The organism is Rhodococcus sp. IEGM 1351 (assembly GCF_030056875.1).
Lineage (GTDB): Bacteria > Actinomycetota > Actinomycetes > Mycobacteriales > Mycobacteriaceae > Rhodococcus_F > Rhodococcus_F opacus.
Genome location: NZ_JASHKU010000021.1, coordinates 1 through 24,900, shown reverse-complemented (window position 1 = coordinate 24,900; position 24,900 = coordinate 1). Strand labels below are relative to the sequence as shown.

General features: G+C 66.9%; 29 protein-coding genes. 16 read left to right on the top strand and 13 right to left on the bottom strand.

Going from position 1 to position 24,900, the window contains the following annotated elements; all coding sequences use genetic code 11:
• Positions 1-11: 11 nt before the first annotated feature.
• From QM806_RS29945 to QM806_RS29885, 13 genes are all read left to right on the top strand, one after another.
• Positions 12-1,232 (top strand): thiolase family protein, encoded by a 1,221-nt coding sequence (locus tag QM806_RS29945; RefSeq protein WP_005255947.1) that lies wholly within the window; start codon positions 12-14, stop codon positions 1,230-1,232.
• A complete protein-coding gene (locus QM806_RS29940; protein ID WP_120660304.1) occupies positions 1,229-1,954 on the top strand; it encodes an enoyl-CoA hydratase/isomerase family protein in 726 nt (241 codons plus the stop codon). The genes QM806_RS29945 and QM806_RS29940 overlap by 4 nt, the downstream gene beginning before the upstream one ends.
• Positions 1,951-2,805, top strand: a complete 855-nt coding sequence (locus QM806_RS29935; RefSeq protein ID WP_283293797.1) for a 3-hydroxyacyl-CoA dehydrogenase family protein — start codon at positions 1,951-1,953, stop codon at positions 2,803-2,805. Before QM806_RS29940 ends, QM806_RS29935 begins: the two co-directional genes overlap by 4 nt.
• A gap of 40 nt (positions 2,806-2,845) precedes the next feature.
• A complete protein-coding gene (locus tag QM806_RS29930) occupies positions 2,846-3,637 on the top strand; it encodes an enoyl-CoA hydratase-related protein (RefSeq protein WP_283293796.1) in 792 nt (263 codons plus the stop codon).
• A gap of 86 nt (positions 3,638-3,723) precedes the next feature.
• Positions 3,724-4,677: a 1,2-phenylacetyl-CoA epoxidase subunit PaaA gene (gene paaA, locus QM806_RS29925; protein WP_005250773.1), complete on the top strand. Its 954-nt coding sequence runs from the start codon at positions 3,724-3,726 to the stop codon at positions 4,675-4,677.
• Positions 4,674-4,979: a 1,2-phenylacetyl-CoA epoxidase subunit PaaB gene (gene paaB, locus QM806_RS29920; protein ID WP_009475635.1), complete on the top strand. Its 306-nt coding sequence runs from the start codon at positions 4,674-4,676 to the stop codon at positions 4,977-4,979. The genes paaA and paaB overlap by 4 nt, the downstream gene beginning before the upstream one ends.
• A gap of 8 nt (positions 4,980-4,987) precedes the next feature.
• Complete coding sequence (paaC, locus tag QM806_RS29915) at positions 4,988-5,905, top strand: 1,2-phenylacetyl-CoA epoxidase subunit PaaC (RefSeq protein ID WP_283293795.1); 918 nt, start codon at positions 4,988-4,990, stop codon at positions 5,903-5,905.
• 1 nt (position 5,906) lies between these two features.
• Positions 5,907-6,416, top strand: a complete 510-nt coding sequence (gene paaD / locus QM806_RS29910) for a 1,2-phenylacetyl-CoA epoxidase subunit PaaD (protein ID WP_005566102.1) — start codon at positions 5,907-5,909, stop codon at positions 6,414-6,416.
• A 2-nt stretch (positions 6,417-6,418) separates the two neighbouring features.
• Complete coding sequence (gene paaE, locus QM806_RS29905; protein WP_283293793.1) at positions 6,419-7,516, top strand: 1,2-phenylacetyl-CoA epoxidase subunit PaaE; 1,098 nt, start codon at positions 6,419-6,421, stop codon at positions 7,514-7,516.
• A gap of 32 nt (positions 7,517-7,548) precedes the next feature.
• Positions 7,549-8,847 carry a phenylacetate--CoA ligase PaaK gene (gene paaK, locus QM806_RS29900; protein WP_283293792.1) on the top strand — a complete coding sequence of 433 codons (1,299 nt, stop codon included), beginning with the start codon at positions 7,549-7,551 and terminating at the stop codon, positions 8,845-8,847.
• 11 nt (positions 8,848-8,858) lie between these two features.
• Positions 8,859-9,818 carry an AraC-like ligand-binding domain-containing protein gene (locus tag QM806_RS29895; RefSeq protein WP_283293791.1) on the top strand — a complete coding sequence of 320 codons (960 nt, stop codon included), beginning with the start codon at positions 8,859-8,861 and terminating at the stop codon, positions 9,816-9,818.
• 70 nt (positions 9,819-9,888) lie between these two features.
• The gene (locus QM806_RS29890) at positions 9,889-10,107 is read left to right on the top strand and encodes a hypothetical protein (RefSeq protein WP_005566108.1); all 219 of its coding nucleotides are present in this window, start codon (positions 9,889-9,891) and stop codon (positions 10,105-10,107) included.
• On the top strand, positions 10,074-10,733 hold the full coding sequence (locus QM806_RS29885) for an amidase family protein (protein ID WP_064080432.1): 660 nt from the start codon (positions 10,074-10,076) through the stop codon (positions 10,731-10,733). The genes QM806_RS29890 and QM806_RS29885 overlap by 34 nt, the downstream gene beginning before the upstream one ends.
• 16 nt (positions 10,734-10,749) lie before the next feature.
• On the opposite strand, the gene QM806_RS29880 is transcribed toward QM806_RS29885, so the two are convergent.
• Genes QM806_RS29880 through hpaC form a run of 4 tightly spaced genes read right to left on the bottom strand, consistent with a single transcriptional unit; the run spans position 10,750 to position 14,470 of the window.
• On the bottom strand, positions 10,750-12,027 hold the full coding sequence (locus tag QM806_RS29880) for an amidase (RefSeq protein ID WP_120660310.1): 1,278 nt from the start codon (positions 12,025-12,027) through the stop codon (positions 10,750-10,752).
• On the bottom strand, positions 12,024-13,574 hold the full coding sequence (locus QM806_RS29875) for a solute symporter family protein (RefSeq protein WP_283293789.1): 1,551 nt from the start codon (positions 13,572-13,574) through the stop codon (positions 12,024-12,026). The genes QM806_RS29880 and QM806_RS29875 overlap by 4 nt, the downstream gene beginning before the upstream one ends.
• A 6-nt stretch (positions 13,575-13,580) precedes the next feature.
• Entirely contained in the window at positions 13,581-13,874 is a 294-nt protein-coding gene (locus QM806_RS29870; protein WP_054245636.1) for a DUF485 domain-containing protein, read from the bottom strand.
• Between the two features lie 2 nt (positions 13,875-13,876).
• Complete coding sequence (hpaC, locus tag QM806_RS29865; protein ID WP_005574581.1) at positions 13,877-14,470, bottom strand: 4-hydroxyphenylacetate 3-monooxygenase, reductase component; 594 nt, start codon at positions 14,468-14,470, stop codon at positions 13,877-13,879.
• A 223-nt stretch (positions 14,471-14,693) separates the two neighbouring features.
• Between hpaC and QM806_RS29860 the strand changes: the two genes are divergently transcribed.
• The gene (locus tag QM806_RS29860) at positions 14,694-15,314 is read left to right on the top strand and encodes a response regulator transcription factor (RefSeq protein WP_005250795.1); all 621 of its coding nucleotides are present in this window, start codon (positions 14,694-14,696) and stop codon (positions 15,312-15,314) included.
• Between the two features lie 16 nt (positions 15,315-15,330).
• Here QM806_RS29860 and QM806_RS29855 read toward each other — a convergent pair whose 3' ends face one another.
• The 7 genes from QM806_RS29855 to QM806_RS29825 are packed head-to-tail and all read right to left on the bottom strand — an operon-like array spanning position 15,331 to position 20,973.
• Positions 15,331-16,290, bottom strand: coding sequence for a PDR/VanB family oxidoreductase (locus QM806_RS29855; protein ID WP_005255963.1), 960 nt, complete (start codon positions 16,288-16,290; stop codon positions 15,331-15,333).
• 45 nt (positions 16,291-16,335) lie between these two features.
• A complete protein-coding gene (locus QM806_RS29850; RefSeq protein WP_005255964.1) occupies positions 16,336-17,076 on the bottom strand; it encodes an SDR family NAD(P)-dependent oxidoreductase in 741 nt (246 codons plus the stop codon).
• Positions 17,077-17,117: 41 nt separating this feature from the next.
• Positions 17,118-17,621, bottom strand: a complete 504-nt coding sequence (locus tag QM806_RS29845) for an aromatic-ring-hydroxylating dioxygenase subunit beta (protein ID WP_005255965.1) — start codon at positions 17,619-17,621, stop codon at positions 17,118-17,120.
• A complete protein-coding gene (locus tag QM806_RS29840) occupies positions 17,611-18,900 on the bottom strand; it encodes an aromatic ring-hydroxylating oxygenase subunit alpha (RefSeq protein ID WP_005574578.1) in 1,290 nt (429 codons plus the stop codon). The genes QM806_RS29845 and QM806_RS29840 overlap by 11 nt, the downstream gene beginning before the upstream one ends.
• Positions 18,900-19,400: a nuclear transport factor 2 family protein gene (locus QM806_RS29835; protein WP_005255967.1), complete on the bottom strand. Its 501-nt coding sequence runs from the start codon at positions 19,398-19,400 to the stop codon at positions 18,900-18,902. The genes QM806_RS29840 and QM806_RS29835 overlap by 1 nt, the downstream gene beginning before the upstream one ends.
• Positions 19,401-19,405: 5 nt before the next feature.
• Positions 19,406-19,783 (bottom strand): hypothetical protein, encoded by a 378-nt coding sequence (locus QM806_RS29830; protein WP_005255968.1) that lies wholly within the window; start codon positions 19,781-19,783, stop codon positions 19,406-19,408.
• A gap of 29 nt (positions 19,784-19,812) precedes the next feature.
• Entirely contained in the window at positions 19,813-20,973 is a 1,161-nt protein-coding gene (locus tag QM806_RS29825) for an acyl-CoA dehydrogenase family protein (RefSeq protein ID WP_005255969.1), read from the bottom strand.
• 198 nt (positions 20,974-21,171) lie between these two features.
• On the opposite strand from QM806_RS29825, the gene QM806_RS29820 reads away from it, so the two are divergent.
• Together QM806_RS29820 and QM806_RS29815 are read left to right on the top strand one after the other, a co-directional pair.
• Complete coding sequence (locus QM806_RS29820; protein ID WP_133985298.1) at positions 21,172-22,677, top strand: PAS domain-containing sensor histidine kinase; 1,506 nt, start codon at positions 21,172-21,174, stop codon at positions 22,675-22,677.
• Positions 22,678-22,775: 98 nt separating this feature from the next.
• Positions 22,776-23,045, top strand: a complete 270-nt coding sequence (locus QM806_RS29815; RefSeq protein ID WP_043793924.1) for a hypothetical protein — start codon at positions 22,776-22,778, stop codon at positions 23,043-23,045.
• Positions 23,046-23,222: 177 nt separating this feature from the next.
• On the opposite strand, the gene QM806_RS29810 is transcribed toward QM806_RS29815, so the two are convergent.
• Both QM806_RS29810 and QM806_RS29805 read right to left on the bottom strand, forming a co-directional pair.
• Positions 23,223-24,230 (bottom strand): Lrp/AsnC family transcriptional regulator, encoded by a 1,008-nt coding sequence (locus tag QM806_RS29810; protein ID WP_218960726.1) that lies wholly within the window; start codon positions 24,228-24,230, stop codon positions 23,223-23,225.
• A 73-nt stretch (positions 24,231-24,303) separates the two neighbouring features.
• The gene (locus tag QM806_RS29805) at positions 24,304-24,651 is read right to left on the bottom strand and encodes a hypothetical protein (protein WP_283293783.1); all 348 of its coding nucleotides are present in this window, start codon (positions 24,649-24,651) and stop codon (positions 24,304-24,306) included.
• Positions 24,652-24,900: the final 249 nt, after the last annotated feature.

Here is a 24,900-nt window from a genome sequence, read left to right as displayed (position 1 = left end):
AGGAGAAGACTGTGGCCGAAGTGTTTCTGGTGGACGGAGCCCGTACCCCGCAGGGGCGATACGGCGGAGCGCTCGCAGGAGTGCGCCCCGACGACCTTGCCGGTCTCGTCGTGGCCGAGGCCGCGCGCCGGGCCGGAATCCCGGGCGACGCCGTCGACGAGGTGATCCTCGGCGCCGCCAACCAGGCAGGCGAGGACAACCGCGACGTCGCCCGCATGGCCGTGCTGCTCGCGGGCCTGCCCGACAGCGTTCCCGGCTACACGGTGAACCGCCTGTGCGCGAGCGGTCTGACCGCCGTCGCCTCCGCCGCGCACACCATCCGCAGCGGCGAGGCCGACATCGTCATCGCCGGCGGCGTCGAATCGATGACCCGCGCACCCTGGGTGATGGCCAAGCCCGGCACCCCGTGGGCACGCCCCGGAGAGGTGGCCGACACCTCGCTCGGCTGGCGCTTCACGAACCCGCGATTCACCGCCACCGACCGGGACGTTCCGGCCGGGTCCGGACCGGACGTCCGCAAGGTGACGTTGTCGATGGGCGAGACGGCCGAGGAGGTCGCCGCGCTCGAGGGCATCACCCGCGCCGAGAGCGACGCCTTCGCGCTGCGGAGCCAGGAGCGGGCGATCGCGGCGGTCGACGCCGGCCGCTTCGGGCGCGAGATCGTGCCCGTGCCGGTGCGCGACGGTGAACTGACCGCCGACGAAACCCCCAGGCGAGGAACCACTCTGGAGAAACTGGGCTCGCTGAAACCGGTGTTCCGCAAGGACGGCATCGTGACCGCCGGCTCGTCGTCCTCCCTCTCGGACGGCGCCGCGGCACTGGTCGTCGCGAGCGAGGCGGCGGTGGAGAAGTACGGCCTGACCGTCCGCGGCCGCATCGTCACCAGCGCCAGCGCGGGCATCGCCCCCAACGTCATGGGTCTGGGCCCGGTCCCGGCCACCCGCAAGGCCCTCGCCCGCGCCAACTGGTCGATCTCCGACCTCGGCGCCGCCGAACTCAACGAAGCGTTCGCGGCGCAGTCGCTCGGGGTGATCCGGCAACTGAAGCTCGACGAGTCGATCGTCAACGCCGACGGCGGCGCCATCGCACTCGGCCACCCACTGGGCTGCTCGGGTGCGCGGATCCTTCTGACGCTGCTCGGCCGGATGGAACGCGAAGGCGCCCGCCGCGGGCTCGCCACGCTGTGCGTGGGCGTCGGCCAGGGCGTCGCGATGCTGATCGAGGCGCCGTGAACACACTGAAAATCGAGGACCGCGACGACCGGATGGTGGTCACGCTGCACCGTCCCGCGCAGCGCAACGCGATCAACGCGGAGATGATCGGCGAACTGCACCAGGTGTGCGCGTCGCTGGAAGCGACGCCGAAGCCGATGCTGCTGACCGGCGAGGGCGACCACTTCGCCGGCGGCGCCGACATCGCCGAACTACGCGAACGCGGCCGCGACGAGGCGTTCGCCGGCATCAACCGCAATCTGTTCGACCGCATCGCGAAGCTGCCGCTGCCCACCGTCGCGGCGGTGAGCGGGTACGCGCTCGGCGGCGGCGCCGAACTGTCCTACGCGTGCGACATCCGCATCGCCACCGAGACCGCGGTCTTCGGGAACCCCGAGCCGGGGCTGGGCATCATGGCCGCGGCCGGGGCCAGTTACCGGCTGCCCGAACTGGTCGGCACGTCCGTCGCCAAGCAGGTCCTGCTCGGCGGCCGGAACCTCGACGCGCAGGACGCGCTGCGCAGCGGGCTGGTGATGAGTGTCGTCGCACCCGGCGAGCACATCGATGCAGCGCACAAGGTCATCGACCGCATCACGCGCTCGGCGCCGCTGGCGCTCAAGCTCACGAAGATGATCGTCGACGCGCCGGGCTCGCACCCGTTCGCCGACGACATCGCCCAGGCGGTGCTGTTCGAGAGCCGCGACAAACACGACCGCATGACTGCCTTTCTGGAGAAGAAATGACGAGCACAGCACCGAAGAACGTCGGAGTGGTCGGCGGCGGCCGGATGGGCGCGGGTATCGCGCAGGTCTTCGCCACCCTCGGCTCCACCGTCACCATCGCCGAGAGCGGCGACCGGGAGGCGGCCCTGAAGCGGGTGTCCGACGGACTGGACCGCGCGCACGAACGCGGCAAGCTCGGCGACGTCGATCCCGCGACGATCCTCGGACGGGTGTCCACGGTGGCCGCCCCCGATGCGCTTCCGCCGGCCCTGGATCTGGTGGTCGAGGCGGTGCCGGAGTTGGTGGACCTCAAGCTGTCCGTGCTCTCGCTCGTCGAGAAGACGGTCGACTCGTCGACGGTGATCGCCAGCAACACCAGTTCTATTTCCATCGCCGGCCTGGGGGCGGCGCTGAACGACCCGGCGCGGCTGATCGGCATGCATTTCTTCAACCCGGTTCCGGCGTCGACGCTCGTCGAGATCGTCCGCGCCCCCGCCACCGACGCCGGCGTCGTCGAGAAGGTCCGGGAGTGGGTCGCCCAGCTCGGTAAGACCGAGGTGCTGGTCAATGATTCCCCCGGCTTCGCGACCAGCCGTCTCGGCGTGTGCCTCGGGCTCGAGGCGATCCGGATGCTCGAGGAAGGCGTCGCCGACGCCGAGTCCATCGACCGGGCCATGGAACTGGGCTATCGCCACCCGATGGGACCGCTGCGGTCCACCGATCTGGTCGGACTGGACGTCCGGCTCGCGATCGCCGAGCACCTCGCGAAGACGCTCGGCGACCGGTTCGCGCCGCCGGCGTTGCTGCGCGAGAAGGTCGCGGGCGGGGAACTCGGCCGCAAGACCGGCCAGGGGTTCTTCACCTGGTCCTGACCGGGCCACGCACACCACAACCAGCAGGAGGCACATTCTCATGAGCACTGACGACGTGGTCGGACTTTCCGTGGACGCGGGACTGGCCACCATCACCCTGCGCCGCGCGGGCGCGTCCAACGCCCTGGACCGCGCGGTGAAGGAACAGTTGCTGGCGGCGGTGGAGAAGGTCGCCGCCGACGACGGCGTGCGTGCCCTGCTGCTGCAGGCGGAGGGCAAGAACTTCTGCGTCGGCCAGGACCTGGCCGAGCACGTGGCCGGCCTCGAGGCGGACGCTGCGCACGCGATGGACACCGTCGCCGAGCACTACAACCCGCTGCTCCGGGTGCTGGCCGGGGTCCGCGTCCCGGTCGTCGTCGCGGTCGGTGGGGCCTGCGTCGGGGCGGGGCTGGGCATCGCCCTGGCCGCCGACATCCGGATCGCGGGGGAGGGCGCGAAGTTCGCCACGGCGTTCACGGGGATCGCGCTGGCCGGCGACTCCGGGCTGAGTCACACCCTGGTGCAGGCGTTGGGAGCGAGCCGGGCGACCGGGCTGATGATGCTCGGCGACCGGTTCACGGCGGCGCAGGCGCTGGACTGGGGGCTGGTGCACCGAGTGGTGCCCGACGCCGAACTCGGGGCTGCGGCCACCGCGCTGGCGCGGAAGCTCGCTGACGGTCCCACGGCCGCGTACGCGCAGGTCAAGGCTCTGGTCTCGGCGTCGTCCACCGGACTGTCGGAGGCGCTCGAGCGGGAGCGCGGGGCCGCGGAGCAGCTCGGCCGGTCGAAGGATCACCGCAGCGCGGTCGACGCGTTCCTCGCGAAGCGCACGCCCGCCTTCGAAGGCCACTGACGTAATTCGGCTCCCGCCCTTGTGTGGGCGGGGGCTGACATGCATACTTGATACCAACCGATCATTCGGTAATAGAGGTAGGACATATGACCACGTCACACGCTTCCGATGAGCTGCAAGAGCTCTTCGATGACACCATCGCAGCCGACCAGAGGGTCGAGCCGCGGGACTGGATGCCCGACGGCTACCGCAAGACGCTGATCCGGCAGATCGCGCAGCACGCGCATTCGGAGATCATCGGCATGCAGCCGGAGGGCAACTGGCTCACCCGTGCGCCGTCGCTGCGTCGCAAGGCGATCCTCATGGCGAAGGTCCAGGACGAGGCCGGACACGGCCTGTACCTGTACTCGGCGGCCGAGACGCTCGGAGCCGACCGCGCCGACCTCACCGAGAAGCTGATCGAGGGCAAGCAGAAGTACTCCTCGATCTTCAACTACCCGACGCTGACCTACGCCGACGTCGGCGTGATCGGCTGGCTCGTCGACGGCGCCGCGATCTGCAACCAGGTCCCGTTGTGCCGCAGCTCCTTCGGGCCGTACGCGCGGGCGATGATCCGGGTGTGCAAGGAGGAGTCCTTCCACCAGCGTCAGGGTTTCGAACTGCTGATGACGATGATGCGCGGCACCGACGCCCAGCGCGAGATGGTGCAGGAGTCGGTGAACCGCTGGTGGTGGCCGGCGCTGATGATGTTCGGACCGCCGGACGACCAATCGCCCAACTCCGAGCAGTCCATGAAGTGGCGCATCAAGCGGCACACCAACGACGAACTTCGTCAGCGGTTCGTCGACATGTCCATCCCGCAGGCCGAGGTGCTCGGCGTGACGTTCCCGGATCCGGACCTGAAGTGGAACGCCGAGCGCGGCGCTCACGACTTCGGCGAGCCCGACTGGAGCGAGTTCATGCAGGTGATCAAGGGCAACGGCGCATCGAGCGTCGAGCGCGTCGCCAACCGGCGGGCAGCACACGAGAACGGGGCGTGGGTGCGGGAGGCCGCGACGGCCTTCGCTCGCCGCGAGAGCAGCAAGGAGAACGCACGATGAGCACGGACGACAACGCAGTGCGCGCGGACTGGCCCCTGTACGAGGTGTTCCTGCGCGGCAAGCGCGGACTCAACCACGTTCATGTCGGATCCCTGCACGCCGCCGACGACGAGATGGCCGTCCGGCACGCCCGGGACGTCTACACCCGCCGCAACGAGGGCGTGAGCATCTGGGTGGTGCGGTCCAGTTCGATCGTGGCGTCCAGCCCGTCGGAGAAGGATCCCTACTTCGCGCCCAGCGGCGACAAGGTGTACCGGCACCCCACGTTCTACGAGATCCCCGACAACGTTCCCCACATGTGAGGCTGGCGATGACCGACCACGACAATGCTTACGAAGGCCTCGTCGACGAAGACAGCCACGGCCAGTGGGCGTTCGGCACCTGCTTCGACGACCCCCTCGCGGGTGTCGACACCACGGTTCCGGAGGACGTCGACCTCTCCGCGCTGGCGGGCTACTGCCTGATGCTCGGTGACGATGCACTGATCAGCTCACAGCGTCTCGCCGAGTGGAGCACGCGCGCACCGGAACTCGAGGAGGAGGTTGCGCTCGCGAACGTCGGGCTCGACCTGCTCGGTCAGGCGCGACTGCTGCTCGCCCGTGCGGCCGCGGCGGACGTGTCGGTGGTGCCGTACATCTCCGACACGAGCCCGATTCCCGCCGAGGACGCGCTCGCGTTCTTCCGGGACGAGAATCGGTTCCGCAACACCCGGCTGGCCGAACTCGACAATGGCGACTTCGCTCAGTCGATCACGCGACTGCTGGTGTTCTCGACGTGGCGCCTCGCACTGTTCGACCGTCTCCGCACGTCCCGGGACCCGGTCCTCGCGGCGGTCGCGGTGAAGGGCGTCAAGGAACTCACCTACCACCGCGACTACGCGGCCCGCTGGGTTGTGACGCTCGGCTGCGGCACGGAGGAGTCGAAGACCAGGATGGCAGCGGCGCTTACCCGCGTGTGGCCGTACGTCGAGGAACTGTTCGTCCCGACCACCGAGGAGCTTGCGCTCGCGGCGGTGGGGGTGGGCGTCGACCCGCGGGACGTGCGCGAGGAATTCGATTCGGTGCTCGAGCAGGTGCTGCACGCCGCCGAGCTCACCGCCCCGACCGGCCGGACAGTCGGCACCGTCGGCGGTCGGGCAGGCAGGCAGGGGCTGCACACCGAGGCGCTCGGACTGCTGCTCGCCGAGATGCAGAGCGTGGCCCGGGCGCATCCCGAAGGAGTGTGGTGACATGACCACCGCCGTGCGCAGCGACGCCCGTCGCCTCGCCGAATCCGTGCTCGACCCCGAGATGCCGATGCTCACGCTCGCCGATCTCGGTGTGCTGCGCGACGTCGAGGAATACGCCGACGGGTCGGTGGTCGTGACCATCACCCCCACCTATTCCGGTTGCCCCGCGATGGCCACCATGCGGGACGACATCGAGCACACCCTGCAGGACGCCGGGTTCGGCAGCGTCGAGGTCAGGACCGTCCTGTCGCCGCCGTGGAGCACGGACTGGATCAGCGAGAACGGCAGGCGCAAGCTCCGCGAGAACGGTTACTCGACTCCCGGTCCCGCGCCGCGACGCGCATCGGGCCCGGTGCCGTTGACCCTCACCGTCAAGCCGCGACCCGTGGCATGCCCCAAGTGCCACTCGGCGAACACGCGGCTCGACTCGGAATTCGGGGCGACGCTGTGCAAGGCGCTCTACCGGTGCCTGGACTGCCTCGAACCCTTCGATCACGTGAAGGAAATCTGACCATGACCACAGCGGTCTCCCCGAAGCCTGGTGCGGCGTTGCGCAACAGGGCATTCCATACCCTCACCGTCGCCGACGTCGAATCCCTGTGCGACGACGCGGTCGCGGTCACGTTCGACGTTCCGGCCGAGCTCGCCGACGAGTTCGCGTTCGGCCCCGGACAGTCACTCACGCTGCGGCGGACGATCGACGGTGTCGAACACCGCCGCTCCTACTCCATTTGCGCCCCCGCCGGTTCCGCGCCGCGGGTCGGCGTGCGCGAGGTGTCCGACGGTCTGTTCTCGACGTGGCTCGTGCGCGACGTCCGCCCCGGCGACCGGATCGAGGTGCAGGGCCCGAGCGGAACGTTCGTCGCCGATCCCGCGGCCGGTGGTCGCCACGTGCTGATCGCCGCCGGATCGGGCATCACGCCGATGCTGTCGATCGCCGCATCGATGCTGGCGAATCCCGAGGCCGAAGTCGTTCTCCTGTACGGCAACCGGCGCACCCGCTCGGTGATGTTCGCCGAGGAGATCGCCGACCTCAAGGACGCGTACGGGTCGCGCTTCGACATCATCCATGTCCTGTCCCGCGAGCCCCGCGAGGTCGAGCTGTTCACCGGCCGTCTCGACGCCGACCGGCTTCGGGCCATCTTCGACGCCGTGGTCCCCGTGGCCGACATCGATCACTTCTGGCTGTGCGGACCGTACGGGATGGTCACCGACGCCGAGACGGTTCTCGGCGACTTGCAGATCGACAAGAGCCGCGTGCATCACGAGCTGTTCTTCGTCGACGACGTGCCCCCGCCCATGGAAACCCACCGCGAGCCCGGCGTCACCGGGCCGAGCAGTGAAGTGACCCTGGTTCTCGACGGTCGCTCGACCACCGCGACGTTGCCGCGGGACGAATCGATCCTCGACGCCGCCGAGAAGTACCGCTCGGACCTTCCGTTCGCCTGCAAGGGCGGCGTCTGCGGAACGTGCCGCGCCAAGATCACGTGCGGTGACGTGGACATGCGCCGCAACTACGCGCTCGAGGACTACGAGGTCGACTCCGGCTTCGTGCTGACGTGCCAGACCTTCCCGGTCAGCGACAACGTGACCGTCGATTTCGACGCCTGACCATACCCAGCCCGCCCACCCCGGAGACTAGAATGACCAGTATCGCCACCCCCTCGCAGGACATCGAGTTCGCCACGCGCGACCGGATCTCATCGCTGCAACTCGAACGCCTGCAGTGGTCACTTCTCCACGCGTACACCAACGTTCCGCATTACCGGCAGGCGTTCGACGACGCCGGTGTCCACCCGAGCGACCTGAAGGACGTGTCCGATCTGGCGAAGTTCCCGTTCACGGCGAAGGCGGACCTGCGGGCGAACTATCCGTTCGGGATGTTCGCGGTGCCGCAGGAAAAGGTCTCGCGCATCCACGCGTCCTCCGGGACCACGGGACGTCCGACGGTCGTCGGGTACACCACGGGCGACCTGAACAACTGGGCCGATCTGGTCGCGCGGAGCCTGCGGGCGGGTGGCGTGAAGCCGACGGACAAGGTGCACATCGCATACGGGTACGGCCTGTTCACCGGTGGCCTCGGCGCGCACTACGGTGCGGAGCGGCTGGGCTGCACGGTGATCCCGATGTCCGGTGGCATGACGGACCGCCAGATCCAGCTGATCGAGGACTTCGAGCCGGACGCGATCATGGTGACCCCGTCGTACATGCTCACGATCGTCGACGCGATGATCACGAAGGGCATCGATCCGTCGAAGACGTCGCTGCGGACCGGTGTGTTCGGAGCGGAGCCGTGGACCGAGGAGATGCGTTGCGAACTCGAGAAGCACCTGAACATGGACGCCGTCGACATCTACGGACTGTCCGAGGTGATGGGTCCGGGTGTCGCGATGGAATGCGTCGAGACCAAGGACGGCCTGCACATCTGGGAGGACCACTTCTACCCGGAGATCATCGACCCGGTCACCGGGGAGGTGCTGCCCGACGGTGAGGAGGGCGAACTCGTCTTCACGTCGCTGACCAAGGAGGCCATGCCGATCATCCGGTACCGCACCCGCGACCTCACGCGGCTGCTGCCGGGAACGGCGCGGTCGGTGCGGCGGATGCAGAAGGTCACCGGACGCACCGACGACATGATCATCCTGCGCGGGGTGAATCTGTTCCCCACCCAGATCGAGGAACTGATCCTCGCGGTGCCGGCGCTGGCACCCCAGTTCCAGTGCATCCTCGACCGCCCGGGCCGCATGGACGAGCTGACCGTGCGGGTGGAATCGCGTCCGGATGCCGTGACCGACGACCACGCACGGGCCGCGGGTGAACTGCAGAAGCTGGTGAAGAATAGGATCGGCGTGAGCGTGAAGGTCGACGTCGTCGCTCCCGGCGACCTCGAACGCTCACTCGGTAAGGCACGTCGACTGATCGACAACCGCTCCGCTCTGTGAGGTGATCGAAGGTGCGTCTCGGTGGTGGGCCCGCGCGTGACGACGGGCAGTTCGAGCACTGGCGTCAGGCCGTCTCCATGGCGTTCGTCCCGCTCGCCGTGGCGTCCACGGCGGAGGACGGGCCGGGGCGCTTCACCGGGACCCTGCGCACCACCGCGCTCGGCGGGTTGCAGCTCAGCGAGGTCGGGGGGCACGCGGTCGACGTCCGCCGGACCCGCACGTCGATCAAGCGGTCCGACCCCGGCCTGGTGAAGGTGGGCCTGCAACTGTCGGGCAGCGGCGTCATCGTCCAGGACGATCGAGAGGCCGTGCTCGGGCCCGGCGACTTCGCCGTCTACGACACCAGCAAGCCGTACGACCTTCACTTCGCGGGCGAGTTCAGCATGTTCGTGCTGATGTTTCCCCGCGAACTACTGCGCATCGCCTCGCGGGAACTGGGCACCGTCTCCGCGCGCCGCATCCACGGCAGCACCGGCATGGGCGCGCTCGTCTCGCCGTTCCTGACGAACCTCCACCACTCCGTCGTCACCGGCACCATGCCGACGACCCCCCTCGTCGAGGATGCGGTGCTCGACCTGCTCAGTGCCGCGGTGCAATCGGAGGCGCCCGCCGACGCCACCGCTCCCGGCGCGTCGTTGCTGCTACGTGTGAGGTCGTTCATCGACGCGCACCTGCACGACCCCACACTCGACACCGCGACGGTGGCGTCCCACCACCACGTATCGACGCGGCACCTGCAGAAGATGTTCGAGGCGGACGGACACACGGTGGCCGGGTGGATCCGCCACCGCAGGCTCGAGAAGTGCCGCCGCGATCTCAAGGACGTCCGATTCCGCGGCGACAGCATCGGAACCATCTGTGCCCGATACGGTCTCGTCAACTCGTCGCATTTCTCGCGGCTGTTCAAGGAGACGTACGGGGTCTCGCCGCGAGCCTTCCGCGAACAGGAACTGCTGTCGATCACTGCGTGACGGCGGCAGAAATTCGGTCGCGCCGCACGGCCCTCCGGGTCACACTGAATCGGTCGTCGCGACCTGAGGAGTGGGACCGCTGGAACTGCGCGAGTACACCGGGCTCGACGCCGTCGGTCTGAGTGAGCTGATCCGGGCCGGTGAGGTGACGGCAACGGAGGTCGAAGCCGTTGCGCGCGTCGCGATCGCGCAGGCCGATGCCGACCTCGGCGCACTGACGATGCGCACGGCAACGACGGCGCCGGTTCGCTCCGGGTGCCTGCCTCGTGCTGCGGGCTCGTCGGCCTGAAACCGAGCCGCGGCCGAATCCCCTGCGGCCCACTGGTCGGTGAGGCGGGGTTCGGGCACATCTACGAGTTCGCCCTCACCCGGACCATCCGCGACACGGCCCATTTGCTGGACGCCGTCGCCGCCCCGCCGGTCGGTGAAAAGTACACCGCCCCGGCGCAGTCCGGTCGCTACGCCGACACGATGCGCGCCGATCCCGGCCGTCTGCGGGTGGCCCTGACGACCGAGCCGTGGGGCGGGAGTTCGGTCGAGATGCAGGTATCGGCGGCCACGATCGCCGCAGGCAAGATCCTCGAATGGATCGGCCACACTGTGACCGAGACGCGCCCGCAATTCGACGCGGAGGACGTCGTCGAGGCGTCGACACTCACTGCGATCGCCACGGGTGCGGCGATCCTGCGCTCGTGGCTACGCCGCATCTTCGAGTTCGGACCGTTCACGGCACCGTTCAACGTGTCCGGGTATCCCGCGGTCAGCCTGCCGCTCGCGCTGAGCAGGGAGGGCCTCCCCATTGGCGTCCAGCTCGTCGCGGCCACCGGCAGAGAGGATCTGCTGCTGCAGGTGGCCGCGCAGTTGGAGCAGGCTGCGCCGTGGAAGGATCGCCAACCGTCGATCTTCGTCGACTGACGACCTTCTGTCGTTGTCAGAGTACGGCTTCCAGCCACGCTGCTGTTTCGAACAAGCGGTGCTCGGCGCCGGGACGCCCGATCAGCTGTAATCCGAGGGGAAGACCCGTGCTGTCACACTTCCCGGGGATGGTGACCACCGGCAGACCCATGGCTTGCCACGGTCGGCTCAGGATGGGCGTTCCGGTCGCGTCGTGCCCGGGTGGAGCGGCGCCGAGAGCCGCGGGCCCGAGGATTGCTTCGTCCTCGTCCAACGTCGAGAGCAGCAGCTGTCGGGTCTCGCGGATTCCGGCGAGGGCGGCACGGTAGTCGGCCTCTGCGGTCGCTGCCCCCGCGGCGAACAGTTCGGCGAGGGGTGTGCTGATCTTGTCGGTCTGCGCGGCCTCTGCGGCGCGTTCCCTGGTCGCCTCGTACGCCATCACGGTGTGGTGGTGTTCCGTCAGTGCCACAATCTTTGCGGCGGCGTCCAACTCACGGCACCCGATCCCCGCCGACTCGGCGGAATCAGCGGTAGTCCTGAGCGCCGCCGTCATCTCTCGGGACACCTCGCCGAGCTCGAACCCACTCCAGAGGCGAAGCAGGCGCGGAGCGGAAGGCTCGAGAACGGGCGCCCGCGTGCCGTCGCGCAGTGCGGTCCACGCGAAGTGGAGATCGGGCACGGTTCGTGCCAGCAGCCCCACCGTGTCGAGACTGGGACTCAGCCCGGTGATGCCCGCGGTCGGAAATTCGCCGTGGGCGGTGACGAAACCTGCGACTCCGCAGAACGACGCGGGCCTCGTCAGCGACCCCGCGGTCTGCGTGCCGAACGCCAGCGGCACCATGCCCGCGGCCACCGCTGCCGCCGAGCCGCTCGACGACCCGCCGGGGGTGTGACCCAGGGCGCGGGGATTGCGGGTCGGGCCGGGCTTGAAATACCCGAACTCGGTGGTGACGGTCTTGCCGAACGGGAGCGCGCCGAGTGCGCGCGACCGTGCCACACAGTCGGCGTCCGTCGTCGCCGGTTCCGTGCTCCGCAGCTCACTGCCACAGCGCGTCGGCATACCGGCGACGTCGATGAGATCCTTGACGCAGACGGGCACGCCCCAGAGCGCGCCGTCCGGGCCGCTGTCCTGGATCCGGGCGGCCGCGGACCGCACCGAGTCGGCATCGAGGTGGGCCCAGGCGTGGATATCCGGCTCGAGGTCCGCGATCCGTGCGAGTGCCGCCTCCGCCACGTCGATCGGCGTTGTCGCGCCCGTCGCCAGCTGCTCGGCCAGGTCCCGGAGTGGGCTCGGTGACCGTAGTTCCGTCTTCATTGCATCGCCACCATCGTGTCGTCGTTCGTCGTCTCGGTCTGCCCGGTGAGTGCTCGGGTGCGCATCACCGAGAAGAGGCGATCGGCTCGTGCTTTCGTCTCCCCGGACGGTGCCGACACCAGCGCGACGATGACGGACACCGCCAGCGAGAGGGGTGCCACGGCAAGTGCCGGGTTCGAGAATCCGAGGATGGAGTCCGGTCCCTGCACGACCGGGCTGAGCAGGATGACGGTGACCGACAGGACGAGCCCGACCACGATGCCGGAGATGACGGCGCGCGCCGTCATGCGCTTCCAGTACATGGTCAGAAGCAGTGCCGGCAGGTTCGCACATGCTGCGATGGACATGCCCAGTGACGCGAGGAACGCGACGTTCTGCTTCTGCGCCGCGAATGCGATGGCGACACCGATGACGCAGGTGGCCACCGTCGCGACGCGGGCCGCGCGGTGCTGAGCCTTCGCCGACACCGATCCGTTCCTGATCACCTGCCCGTACAGGTCGTGTGCGATCGCACCGGAGGTGGCGATCACCAGGCCGGACAGCGCGGCCAGAATGGTCACGAACGCCACGGCCGCGACGAACGCCAGCAGGACTCCGCCGCCGACTGTCTCGGCGAGCTGCGCGACCGCGAGGTTGCCGCCCCGATTCTCGGACCTGATCACCTCGACACCGACCAGCTTGGCGGCGCCGTAACCGAGCACGGGAACCAGCAGGTAGAAGGCGAAGAAGATCCAAATCGCCGTGTAGGCGGACGTTCTCGCCTGCTTCGCGTCCGGAACGGTGAGGAAGCGGATCATCACGTGCGGCAGGCCGAGCACGCCGAGCACGAGCCCGACGGTCTGCGACAACTGGTCGAACGACGCGGTACCGGACGTGCGCTGCGGCGCGACGAATGATTGCCCGAACTCGGCGAGCGCGGTGCTGAACGGGCCGAAGGGATTGAAGTCGAAGCGCACCAGCACGAGAACGAACAGCACGACGGCGCAGACCATGAGGAGACCGGTCTTGATGATCTGGATCCAGCTGGTGGCGAGCATTCCACCCACCAACGTGTACGCGGTGGTGAGTGTTCCGATGATCAACACGGCCACGGCGTAGTCGAGGTCGAACAGCAACGACACCAGAAGCGCGGCACCGACCAGCTGCGACACGAGATAGACCACGCTGATCACCACCGTGCTGATCGCCATCATCGACCGCACGTCCTTGCCGGGGAACCGGGTGGCGAGGACATCCGCCAGCGTGAAGCGGCCGAGGTTGCGCAGGGGTTCCGCGATCAGCAGCATCGCGAGGACGAACGCGACGGGCACGAAGACCGCGAGGTAGAACCCGTTGAAACCGGTCAGCGCGATCGCACCGGTGACTCCGAGAAACGAGGCGGCAGAGATGAAGTCGCCGGCGATGGCGACACCGTTCTGCCTGCCGGTGAGGCTGCCGCCTGCGACGTAGTGATCGGCGGCGGACTTGTTCCTCTTCGAAGCCCATGCGGTGATCATCAGGGTGACAGCGACGAGGGCCGCGAAAAGCGATGCTGAGACGAGGTTCATGGCGCGTTATCCTTTCGCCGGCGAGGCGGTCCGGGAGTCGAGTTCGGCTGCCCGCGCCATGTAGTACCGGGCCACGACGATGGCGACGACGAATTGCGCGACCGCGTAGAGCCACGCCACGGTGACACCGCTGAAGACGACGCCGTCCAGCAGCGAGGTGAAACCACCGAGGATCGGCAGGGGCAGGAACAGTGCGAGGACCAGGGCGCTGAGACGAAACGTCAAGGCGGCACGCGTGTCTGCGAGCACCTGCAGGTCGGAATTCTGTGGGACTTGTTCGGGCGGTGACGAGGTGACCATGGCTATTTACCTCCGGCTGCGGCGGGAACGAGGGCGGGCGTCACGGTGATCGGATCGGACCATTCGTCGTAGAACAGCCAGTCGGGGGACTCGACCGGAACCGACAAACGGTGGAATTTGCGTTGGAAGTAGACGAGGCTGTCGCCGTGTTCGCGCGTCTGCACGCGGTCCAGTTCGACGAACATCACCGAATGCGAACCCACGGTCTTGCTGTCCGCGATCCGGCCGGCGAGCACCACGTGTGCGGCGCGCAGGATCGGAACACCGTCGTCGGTGTCTTCTTCCCAGATGTCCCACTGGAACCGGTCCGCCATCGCGACTTGGGTTGCGCCCGCGAAATGCATGGCCAGTTCTTCGTCGTCGCCGGAGAGCACGTTGATACCGACTCGGCCGTTGTTCCGGAATACGTTGTGCATGGCGCTGTTCTGATTCACGCACACGAGTGCGGTGGGCGGGGAGTCGGTCACCGAGCAGACGGCGGTCACCGTCATTCCGCAGCGCCCGGCAGGGCCGTCGGTCGTCACGATGTTGACCGCGGCCGGCAGATTCGCCATGGCGGTGCGGAAGATCGATTGCATGGTTGTGAGTTCGGGCATTTCGTCTCCATGAGTTGGAACAGGAAGTCGTGTCACCACGTTGCGCCGGCGTTCCTGCAAGAAGGATATGACGCGCGTCGTGCGCTGGAACATTGGCGGCGACGCTACTTTCGCGCAGTAAGTCGCGTATCCGAGTAGGGGATTCCTTCAGTTGCCTACCGCTTCCGTTACGGTCGGTGTTGACTGGACGAGGAAGCAAGCCATCTGTGCGAGGCAGGATTCGATGGATCAGCAAGAAACACGGGTTTACATCGTCGACGACGATCAGGAGTTGTGCGCATCGCTTGCATGGCTACTCGATTCGGTCAACATCACGTCGGAGTACTACTTCTCCGTTCAGTCGTTCCTGGACGAGTACCGCCGCGACATCCCGGCCTGCCTCGTACTGGACGTCCGCATGCCGGAAGTCGGGGGATTCCAACTCCAGGAGGCACTCCTCGCCGACGAATCCCCGATCCCGATCATCTTCGTGTCGGCGCACGGTGACATCAAGATGTCGGTGCGGGCCCTCCAGCGGGGTGCGCTGACATTCATCGAGAAGCCCTACGATCCGCAGCACATGCTCGACGTCATTCAGGACGCGCTCCGGGTTGCGCGTCAACGGTTCGGCGAACGTCGGACGAGAACGGAATTGCAGGGACGAATAGACGCGCTGACGGTGCGAGAAAAGGAAATCCTCGCACTCGTCCTCGACGGATTGCCGAGCAAGAACATTGCGAAAGAGCTGGGAATCAGCGTGAAGACGGTCGACGTGCATCGCACCCGTATCAAGGAAAAGACCGGAGCGGAAAGCATCGCGGTTCTCGTACGCGATATTCTGCAGGCCGGAATTGCCGTCACCTGAAATAATTCAGTTCTCTTCAGGGAAGTTCGACGAGTAGTCGCCCGGATTTCGCGCGCGACACACACGCGGCAATTCTGTCTCCCGCCTTTCTCTCACTCTTGGTGAGGCAATTGTCGCGGTGGTCGGGCTCGCCCTCCAGCACTTCCAGGACGCACGTGCCGCAGATACCTTCCCGGCACGACGTGTCGATCTCGATGTCGTTCTCTTCGAGTACGTCGGCGATGGACTTCCCGGCAGGCACTTCGAACACCTCGCCCGTGTCGAGTTCCAACTCGAACGCCGTGTCCGATCCGGTCGCGGTAGGCGTCGCCGCCTCGAAGTGTTCGAAGTGGACCGCGTCCTCCCCGACAGCGGGTTCCGCCAACCCTCGCACCCGATCCATGAAACCTTCGGGGCCACAGGTGTAGACGTGCGTGGCGGCGGACGCGTCCGCCAGGATCTTCTCGAGGGCGGAGAGCTGGTCGTCCCTCGTCAGGCCGAAGTGCAGGTGCACGTCCCGGCGGAGATCCGCGCTCTCCAGCAGTTCGACGAACGCGGCCTGCGCCCTCGTCCGCGCGAAGTAGTGCAGGTCGAACTGTTGTCCCTGCCGGTGCAACGCGAACGCCAGACTCAGCATCGGGGTCAGCCCGATCCCCGCCGCCACGAGGATGTGCCGATCGGCGCCCTCGGCGAGCGTGAGCAGTGTGCGCGGCCGGCTGATCTGCAACTCGCTGCCGATCGTCACACGATCGTGCAGTGCGGCCGAGCCGCCGCGGGGTCCGGTCTCGCGTTTGACGGCGACCACATAGGATTCGGACTCGTGCGGCGGACTGCACAGCGAGTACTGGGTGAGGACCTCGGTGGGGCCGAGGATGTCGATGTGGGCGCCGGCAGGGTACGGGTCGAACGGTGAACCGTCCGTCCGAACAAGCCGGAACGATTTGATGTCCGGCGTTTCCTCGACAATGTCCGCAACAGTGACAGTGAACATGCTCATGGTGATTTTTCCTCCGGTGCTGCGACCCGTCGCCCTGGAGCGGGGTCAGCGCATGTACAGGCCGCCGTTGACGTCCCAGCAGGCTCCCGTGACCGACGCGGCCGTCGGCGATGCGAGCAGGGCGACGGTCTCGGCTATGAAGTCGGGCGAGCCCAGGGTGCCCACCGGAATCGTGGTGAGGATGGCGGCCAGCTTGTCCGCGGGCACCGTCTCACGCACCACCGGTAGATCCAGAGGACCAGGGGAGACGGCGTTCACCGTGACACCCGACGGGGCGAGTTCGCGTGCGAAGACCTTGGTCAGTGTGCCGACGCCGCCCTTGGCCGCGGCGTAGTGCGCGCCGGTCGCCGTGCCACCGTTCTGTCCCGCCAGCGACGCGATGTTGACGATTCTGCCGTATCGCTTCTCGGCGAAATAGCTTCCGAACACCTGGCAGCCGAGAAAGGCGCCGTTGAGGTTGATCTCGACGATGTCGGAGAATTCCTCCGGTGCGATGTCCATCAGCGTGCCCGTCTGCGACCGGCCGGCGTTGTTGACGAGGACGTCGATGCCGCCCCACTCCTGGATCAGCCGGTCACGTACGGCTTCGAAACTCTTCCGCTTCCGGACGTCCAACTCCACGCCGATGGCCGTGTCGCCGTCCGGATCCAGGTCCGCCGCGGTCTCTTTCGCGGCACCGCTGTCGATGTCCGCGACCGCGACGCGGTATCCGCGGTCGTGCAATTGGTGTGCGATCGCGGCACCGAGGCCGCGTCCGCCGCCGGTGACTACTGCGACAGAATCCACGTCGAGCTCCTGTTCGATCGATGAGGTTCGGAAAATGCTGGTCAGAGCAGGTAGCCGGAGGCGTTGACCGCTGCCTGCGAGTTCACCAGCCGGATGACCTTGAGATCCAACCGCGGTCCCCTCTCGGTGTAGCGGATGCGGTGCGTGACGTCGGCGGCGAGGGTCTGCTGATCGTCGCGCTTGAAACCCACGAGGATTTGCGCGGACCTCACGGTGATCGAGTCCTCGGTCCGCTCCTCGACCGTGAACCGCGAGACGGTGCGGACCGTCCGGGCGGCGGCGAGCGCGGACATCGAGTATCCGGAGGTCAGGCGTTCGATACGCATGCGCCGCATGCGAGTGTCGTCGTTGACCATGTTCAGGGATCCGTCGAAGTCGTCGGTGTCCGGGTCGATGGGAATGATGTACCGGCCTTCGTCGGTCCAGAGGGCGTCCCACGCCTGGTAGTCCTTGGCGTCGAGGAGGGCCGCTTCGTGCCAGATGAGTTCGATCGCCTGCAGTACCCGGGTGTCGGCGAGTTGGGCGGTCATCAGATCAGTCCTCATCGGTCATCATCCTCTTCCACATTGCGTAGGCCTCGCGCATGCCGGTCTCGTCGGTGACGTGCGAGGTGCGGTGTCCGTCGCTGTCGAGCGCTTCACGATTGAGACCGCGGTTCACCATGATCGGCATTCCGGGTGCGCCGCGGGATCCGCGTTGTACCCGGTCCCAGGCCTCGGAATCGTCGGGGCTGCCGAACCCGAACGGGCCCTGGAAATGTTCGTGGATGCGGAGGCGTTCGCGGTTGACGATCTCCGGTCCGCCGTCCATGCCGAGGGCGATGTGCCGGATCTCGGTCTCGTCGACCGAGATCGGGCGCAGGACCCGGAAGAACGACATCGACATCGCGACGTTGGGGAAGATGTTGAGGTTGAACCCGGCGCCGTGCATGGAGCGGACGATGCGGCGGACCTTGTCGGCGGGCATCGTCTTCGACAGTTCTTCGACGATGTGGTCGAAACGGGCCTGAATCTTCTCGGTGCCGTCGTCGTGGTCCAGGTCGACGTGCTCCGGGACCATGATGGCGACGCTGTGGCCGTTTCCGAGAGCGTGGGTCACGGCGTTGTCGTCGGTCATGAAGGAGAGCATGTCGGCGGTCTCGGCGTCGACGGAGGACATCCAGGATCGGTGCACGATCGGGAAGTGGTATCCGTCGGTGGTGTTCTCCAACTGGATCTTCCAGTTTCCGCGGAAGCGGAAGCAATGTTCGCCCTGCGTCTTGATGGGGTATCCGGCGCCCTGCTTCATGAACAGGTCGATCCATACCTTCGCGTCGCCGAGGAAGTCGTCGAGGGGTTCGACGTCGGGGTTGAAGCTGGCGAAGATCATCCCGGCGTAGGACTCCACCCGCAGGCTCTGCAGGGGCAGGTCCTTCTTGTCGAGGTCCTCGTCGTAACCATCGGGGTACGGGATTCCGCGCAGTCGCCCGTCGAGGGCGTACGACCAGCTGTGATAGGGGCAGGTGAACCCGTTCGCCTTGCCCTTGGGGACCTCGCAGACGCTGGCCCCGCGGTGGCGGCACCGGTTCAGCAGGACATTGAAGTTCCCCTTGCGGTCGCGGTTGACGATCACCGGTTGCCGGCCGATGGTCGCCATCTTGTAGCTTCCGGCCTCGGGGATCTCGCTCTCGTGGGCAACCCAAACCCAGGTGCGGTAGAAGATCCTTTCGAGTTCCGCCTCGAACATGTCGGGGTCGGTGTACAGCGATCCGTCCACGCGGTCGTCCGTGGCGAGGGCTGCAAAGTTGGTGTCTGTAGTGGTGGTGGGATCCAGGGAAGTGGTCATCACGTTCTCTTTCCATTCGATTCGAGCAGTCGTGTCGCCTCGTCGAGCCGAGTGACGAACAGCTTCTCGGTCGTGAAGTGCTTGATTCGGGCGATACCGCCCCGCACTTCACACTCGGCGGTGATGCGTGCGACGAGCAGTTCGGCCGATTCGTCCTCGTATCGCGACAGCTGCTGCATGATCCACCGCCCCCGCGCCGCGGGGCCGTCCACGTCGATCTGCTCACTCCCGAGCAGGTGCACATTTCCCCGAAAATGGGAGTTTGGTGGAAGGTACGCGGTGAGCATTCCGACGATCTCCGGCCGGCCCCGACGTGTGCCGAACTTGCGCGCGTACTCGGCGCCGATCCCTTCCCACACCGCGTCGGGCGTGAACAGCGAGGCGAGTTCCTCGACCGAAAACTCCACGGAGGGAACATCGCACAGTTCCATGTAGCGGCACATCACGCGGTGAACGGCCTCGCGGCTCTCGATGCGCTCGGTCGCGGTCGCAGAGTGCATTTTCCTCACACGCCGAGGTCGACGTCTTCGCGGACGGTGAGCGCACGGCCGATGCGGGCTTCGATCTTCGCGTATCGCCACAGCGTGTACTCGCCGACCGGGGTGGTGCGGAAGAGGTTGCAGACGGCCTTGACGGTCTCCTGGGTGTCGACGTCGGCGAGGATGTAGCAGGTCCAGGGCCAGCCGTCCGACGGTCCGACCAGGTGGCTGTCGTCGTCGATGTCGCCGATCACCCGGACGCCCGGTGTCTCGGCCACCGCGTCCATCATCCCGGAGAACGCCTTCCACACCAGCCCGCCCTGGCCGGTCGGGAGGTCGAAGAAGTTCTGATTGATGCCGATGCAGAACAGGACTCGCAGCGGTGCGGTCTTGGTGTCACTCACGATTGGTCTCCTCGATTGAAACGGGGTGGTCAGATGAAGCCGGGGAACGGCGGGATGTCCATGAGCACCGCACCGGCGCTGTCGTAGATGCCGTCGCCGAGGAAGGCATGCTGCGGCGGGACCAGGGCCTCGCGCATATACCGCTGCATCGCGTTGCCGTCGTAGATCGCCCCGGTGCCCGACAACTGGAATGCGGTGTGCACGGCGGAGGCGCCCGCCTTGGCCACGTGCGTCGAGGACAGGCGAAGAAGCGCCGCAAGCTTGTCCGGGACGGGCTTACCGGCCACCACCGTGGCGTACGCCTCGTCGGTGACCTCGTAGAAGAAGGCACGGGCGGACCTCAGCGTCGCCTCGGCCTTGGCCAGGTCGATGCGGTAGTAGGCGCGATCGGCGAGCTTGGGTGCTCCGGTGATTCCCGTGCGTCCCGCACCGACCTTGATCGCGTAGTCGAGCGCGGCGCGGCCCACTCCGAGATTGACGACGGCCAGGACCTGGGCGGCGTACGCGATGGAGGGGTAGCGGTAGAGGGGTTCGTCGACGGTCGGGGTTCCGCCCCGGATGAACGTCCAATCCTCGGGGACGACGACGCCGTCGACCTTCAGTTCGTGGCTTCCGGTACCCGACAGGCCGACCACGTCCCAGTTCTCGACGATCTCGACGTCCTTCGGCCACAGCAGGGCGGTGCGGGGTTTTCCGGCTGTGGAGTCGCCGCCGCGGATTCCGACACCGAGAATGTCGGCACCCTTGCATCCGCTGGCGAACTTCCACTGCCCGGTGATCTTCAGACCACCCGGCACCTGTTCGGCGGGTTGGACCGGGAACAGTCCGCCGGCGAAGACGAGGTCCGGGCTGTCCTTGTACAACTCCGCCTGTGTCGCGAGCGGCAGTGCCGCCAGGTAGACGAGGGCGGAGCCGAAGCTCGCAACCCAGCCCGCCGACGCGTCCACCGCGGAGATGCGTTCGATCATCCGCAGAAACTCGCTCGGGGGCAGCGCGTCGCCGCCGAATCGGCGGGGGGTCGCCGCGCGGTAGATGCCGATCTGCTTGAACTCGTCGATCATGTCGCGAGGCACGAACTTCTGGCGAGCGAACTCTTCCCGCCGCATTGCGACGTGCTCGAGGACGTCCTCGAAGGACAGCGTCCCGTTCGCGGAGGCGTCCGTCGTGTCGAGGGTCGGTGCGTTGGTCATCAAATACTCCGATCGACGCGAAGTAGAAGGGGTGATGCGTTTTTCGTGTCGAATTCACGCTATTGCGGTGGCGGGCATCACTCAATCGGTGCTTCCTCCCGCGGACGTGCAGAGATGTCGCCTCGGAGTAAAGGATTTCCCTATCGTGTCCGCGGTCCGTCCGCTCAGTAGACTCGAGGTGAGCCGAAGGAGGCCGCATTGTCCGATCTCGCGCCGTCCGACTACGAACGACTCGTCGAGTCCCTTCGCTACTGCGTCCTGGTCCATGATGCGGCCACCAAGGACATCCTCTGGGCGAACCGGGCTGCGTCCGAACTGCTCGAGTTCACGGTCGAGGAACTCAAACCGCTCAAGGCGCCCGACATGAGTTCCCCGGCGAAGCGGTACCGCCGGTCGGTGGGACGGCGGTGGCTGCAGGAGGCTGTCGACAACGGGGCGGCGGTCATCGAATGGACGTATCGCGCGAAGAGCGGGCGAGAAATCCTGACGGAGGCGATCGCGATCCGGGTCGAGTTGAGCGCCCGGACCGTGGTGATGGTGCAGTTCCGCGACATCGAGCAGGAAACGTCGATGCGTCGCGACCTCACCCGCACCGAGGCCGACCTCACCCGCACCGAGGCCCGCCTGGCCGCGTTCCTGCGGAACATGGCCGAAGGAATCCTCGTCCTGGACGACGACAGCCGTATCACGTACGCGAGTGAGGCGGCGTCGCAGCTGCTGAAGGTTCCGGTGGCATCGCTTGTCGGCGAACGCTTCACGGAGTTCTGCCGGGCGGGGCAGTCACGGGAGAGCGTGCGGCGCGCCCTGCAACTGACGACCGCAGACGGGGGCTCCCAGAGCCTGCGCTACGAGGTGGAACTGTCAGCCGAGGAGCGCCGGTGGCATGCGGGGAGCTGCCAGCACATCGGTATCGAGAACGATCTGAGCGGCCACCTGCTGCTCTTCCACGACGTCACCGAACACGTCCGCACCGAGCAGGAGCACGAACGGGACTCGCAGTACCTCAATTACCTGGCCCGCTACAACGCGATGGGCGACATGGCGATGGCCATCGCTCACGAGTTGGCCCAGCCGCTCGCGGCCGCCACCAATTTCATCGCCGGAACGCAGAGCCGCCTCGACGACGGCCGGACCGGTCACGACGAGGTGAGCTGGGGCCTGGGGGAGGCGCGCAAGCAGATCGACCGGGCCAATCAGATCGTCCGGAGTCTGCGTGAATACGTGACGCAACTCGAGGAGTCACAGCAGATCGTCGATCTCAACGACATCGTCGACGAATGCGCGTATTTCATCGACATCCGGGCGCGGCAGAAGGGAGTTCGCGTCGAGTACCTCCGTGCGCACGACACGGTTGCCGTCGTGTGCGAACGTGTGCTCACCGGGCAGGTCATCCTGAACCTCTGTTTCAACGCGATCGACGAGATGGCGGAATGGCCGGCAGCCGACCGCATCGTGACGGTACGCACCGACGTCACCGAGACGGAGGGCGTCGTGAGCGTCGAGGACCACGGCAAGGGGCTCTCGCACATCCCGGACGGCCGAATCTTCGACGGCGCGTTCACTTCGAAGTCCACGGGTCACGGAATCGGGCTCGCACTGAGCCACCGCATCATCACCCGCCAGGGTGGGACACTCACCGCACGCGAGAACGATCCGCACGGGGCCGTCTTCACGTTCACGTTGCCCGCCGATCCGAACCACTGAGCGGCCGACCCCCACACGGGTAAAGGTTTCTTGGATTCCGTTGGGCGCGGTCCGGTTCTAGCGTGGTGGGAAACACCACCGCGGCCCGGAGGTACCCCGTGGACTATTCGCATCATCACCGGACATTCCTGACCTGTTACGCCGACACCCACCGCTACGGGTGGCACCACGTCGACCTCTTTGTGCACGACGAGGACGGCAACGAAGTGAACTGGGTCCACTGGCAGACCCGGGAGGACGGACCGGACGGCGCCGACGCGGCTACCGCGCGCGTCGAGCCGAACCTGAGACGGACCACCGACTGGCAACGCGGAATCAGCGCCAACGGAAGCGAGTACTGGATCGCCGAGGCGGCATGGGCTCAGTGAATCGGCAGATCGGGTAGACCGGGGAATGCTCTCGGTAGAGCACGACTGCCTCGATTCGCAGCGCGCCCCCTCCATTGCCTCCACGCCCGGCGTCGCGCGGGTCGATTGTGCCATCGCCATCGCCATCGCCGCCGCTGCTCACGCGGAGCGCGTCACCGACCGAGATTGCGGCAACAGTTACGGCTCTATGGGTACCGTGCCGACGCGGCGACCGCCGGTATCGAGCACTGCTCCCAGCCGTTTCACGGTCTCCAACGTCACCTCTCGTTCGACAACCGAAAGCTCCGGTTGCTCTCTCTCCAAGCGGGTTTCGAAAACCTGGAGATCGCCGACGTGGCGCAGCCATACCGTGAGCACGAGATTGGACCGTCCCGTCACTCCGCAGCAGACACGGACCTCAGGGTACTCGACGAGATCACGTCCCACCGTGTCGAGACACTTCGCGGGAACGCGCGCCCAGATCGTGGCGGTGACCGGCCAGCCGTTGAGGACGTGTGCGACTTCGCAACGGACCGAGAGGATTCCCTCACTCACGAGTCGGTCGAGACGCTTTCGCACAGTGGGTGCGCTGACACCGATCTGCTCGGCGAGTTCGACGGCCGACCGCCGCCCGTCGGGAGCGAGGGCCGTCATCAGCCTCTGCTCGTCTGCCCTGGGTGGCCGGGTCATCGTGCCTGTGTCGGGCACGTACGGACTGAGCACGTGCTGTTGCATCGGGCTGAGCGACCCGAGTCGCCACCGCACGCTCTCACCGTAAATGCGCGTCACGATCTTCGTTCGGATTCCGCGAACACCGTCGACGCGACTGAGGTCGTTCCGGATCCACTCGGACAGTGCACGGAGGTCAGCGACCATCACCGTCAGGAACAGGTCTTGTTCACCCGCGACGACCTGAATGCTCGCGACCTGCGGCACCGTCGTCAGCAACGTGGTCACATGCTCGCGTCGAGTGGGTTCGCAGGTCACGTCGACGAATGCGCTGCACTGGGCGTTGAGGAGCGACGGCCCGGGGTACGCGATCACCCATGCCACACCGTCCTGCACGAGTCTGTCCCAGCGCCGGGAGGCGGTGACGGGGCTGACCTGCAACGCCTCGCTCACCGCGCCCCACGGCGCGCGCGGGGCGATCTGCAGCGCGTGAGCGATCTGGTAGTCGATCTCGTCGAGCACCGCCTCATTCTGCATCACGGTCGCGAATATTTTCAGAATCGTCCAATCTCGGCCCTGGTTCGGCTCCGGACCTAAGTGGTCTGATTCGTTAATTCGTCGGGGGTTGTTGCCAGGCGGTCGGGTCGGCGAGGTAGAGCCCGCAGGCGCAGTCGAGGGCGTCCTCGGGGGTGCCTGCGAAGTCGCCGCTGGGCAGGATCGAGTCCTGGTACTTGCCGCTGCTGGCGAGGTGGATCGCGAATCCCCACGAGCGGGCCGATTTTTCGTAACGCAGCCGCATCAGCGGTAGGACGGTGCCGTCCGGCAGTGTCGCATCGACGTAGGCGAAGGATCCTCGAAATCGGGCGTCGACGTCACGCAGTTGCGGCCAGCGGGCGCGAGCATGGTCGAACAACCGAAGGCGCAGCGAGTTCTTCGTCGATTCCGGTGGTGTCGGCACAGTGTTCATCGTGCCCGATGACCACCCGTGTCGGTCACCAACCTAGGGGGTGTCGCACGCGAAGGTTGGCGCATGTGTGGTGAATGTGACCTGATGGTGCTGCTGTGGTGATGGTCAGTCCGTTCCAGGTCGCGTTGGACGACGTCGACCGTGTCGAGCTCGAGCGGCGGGTGCGGGCGGGCAACACCCCGCAGAAGGTGGTGCTGCGCGCGGTGATCGTGTTGCTGGCCGCCGACGGCGCCTCGAACG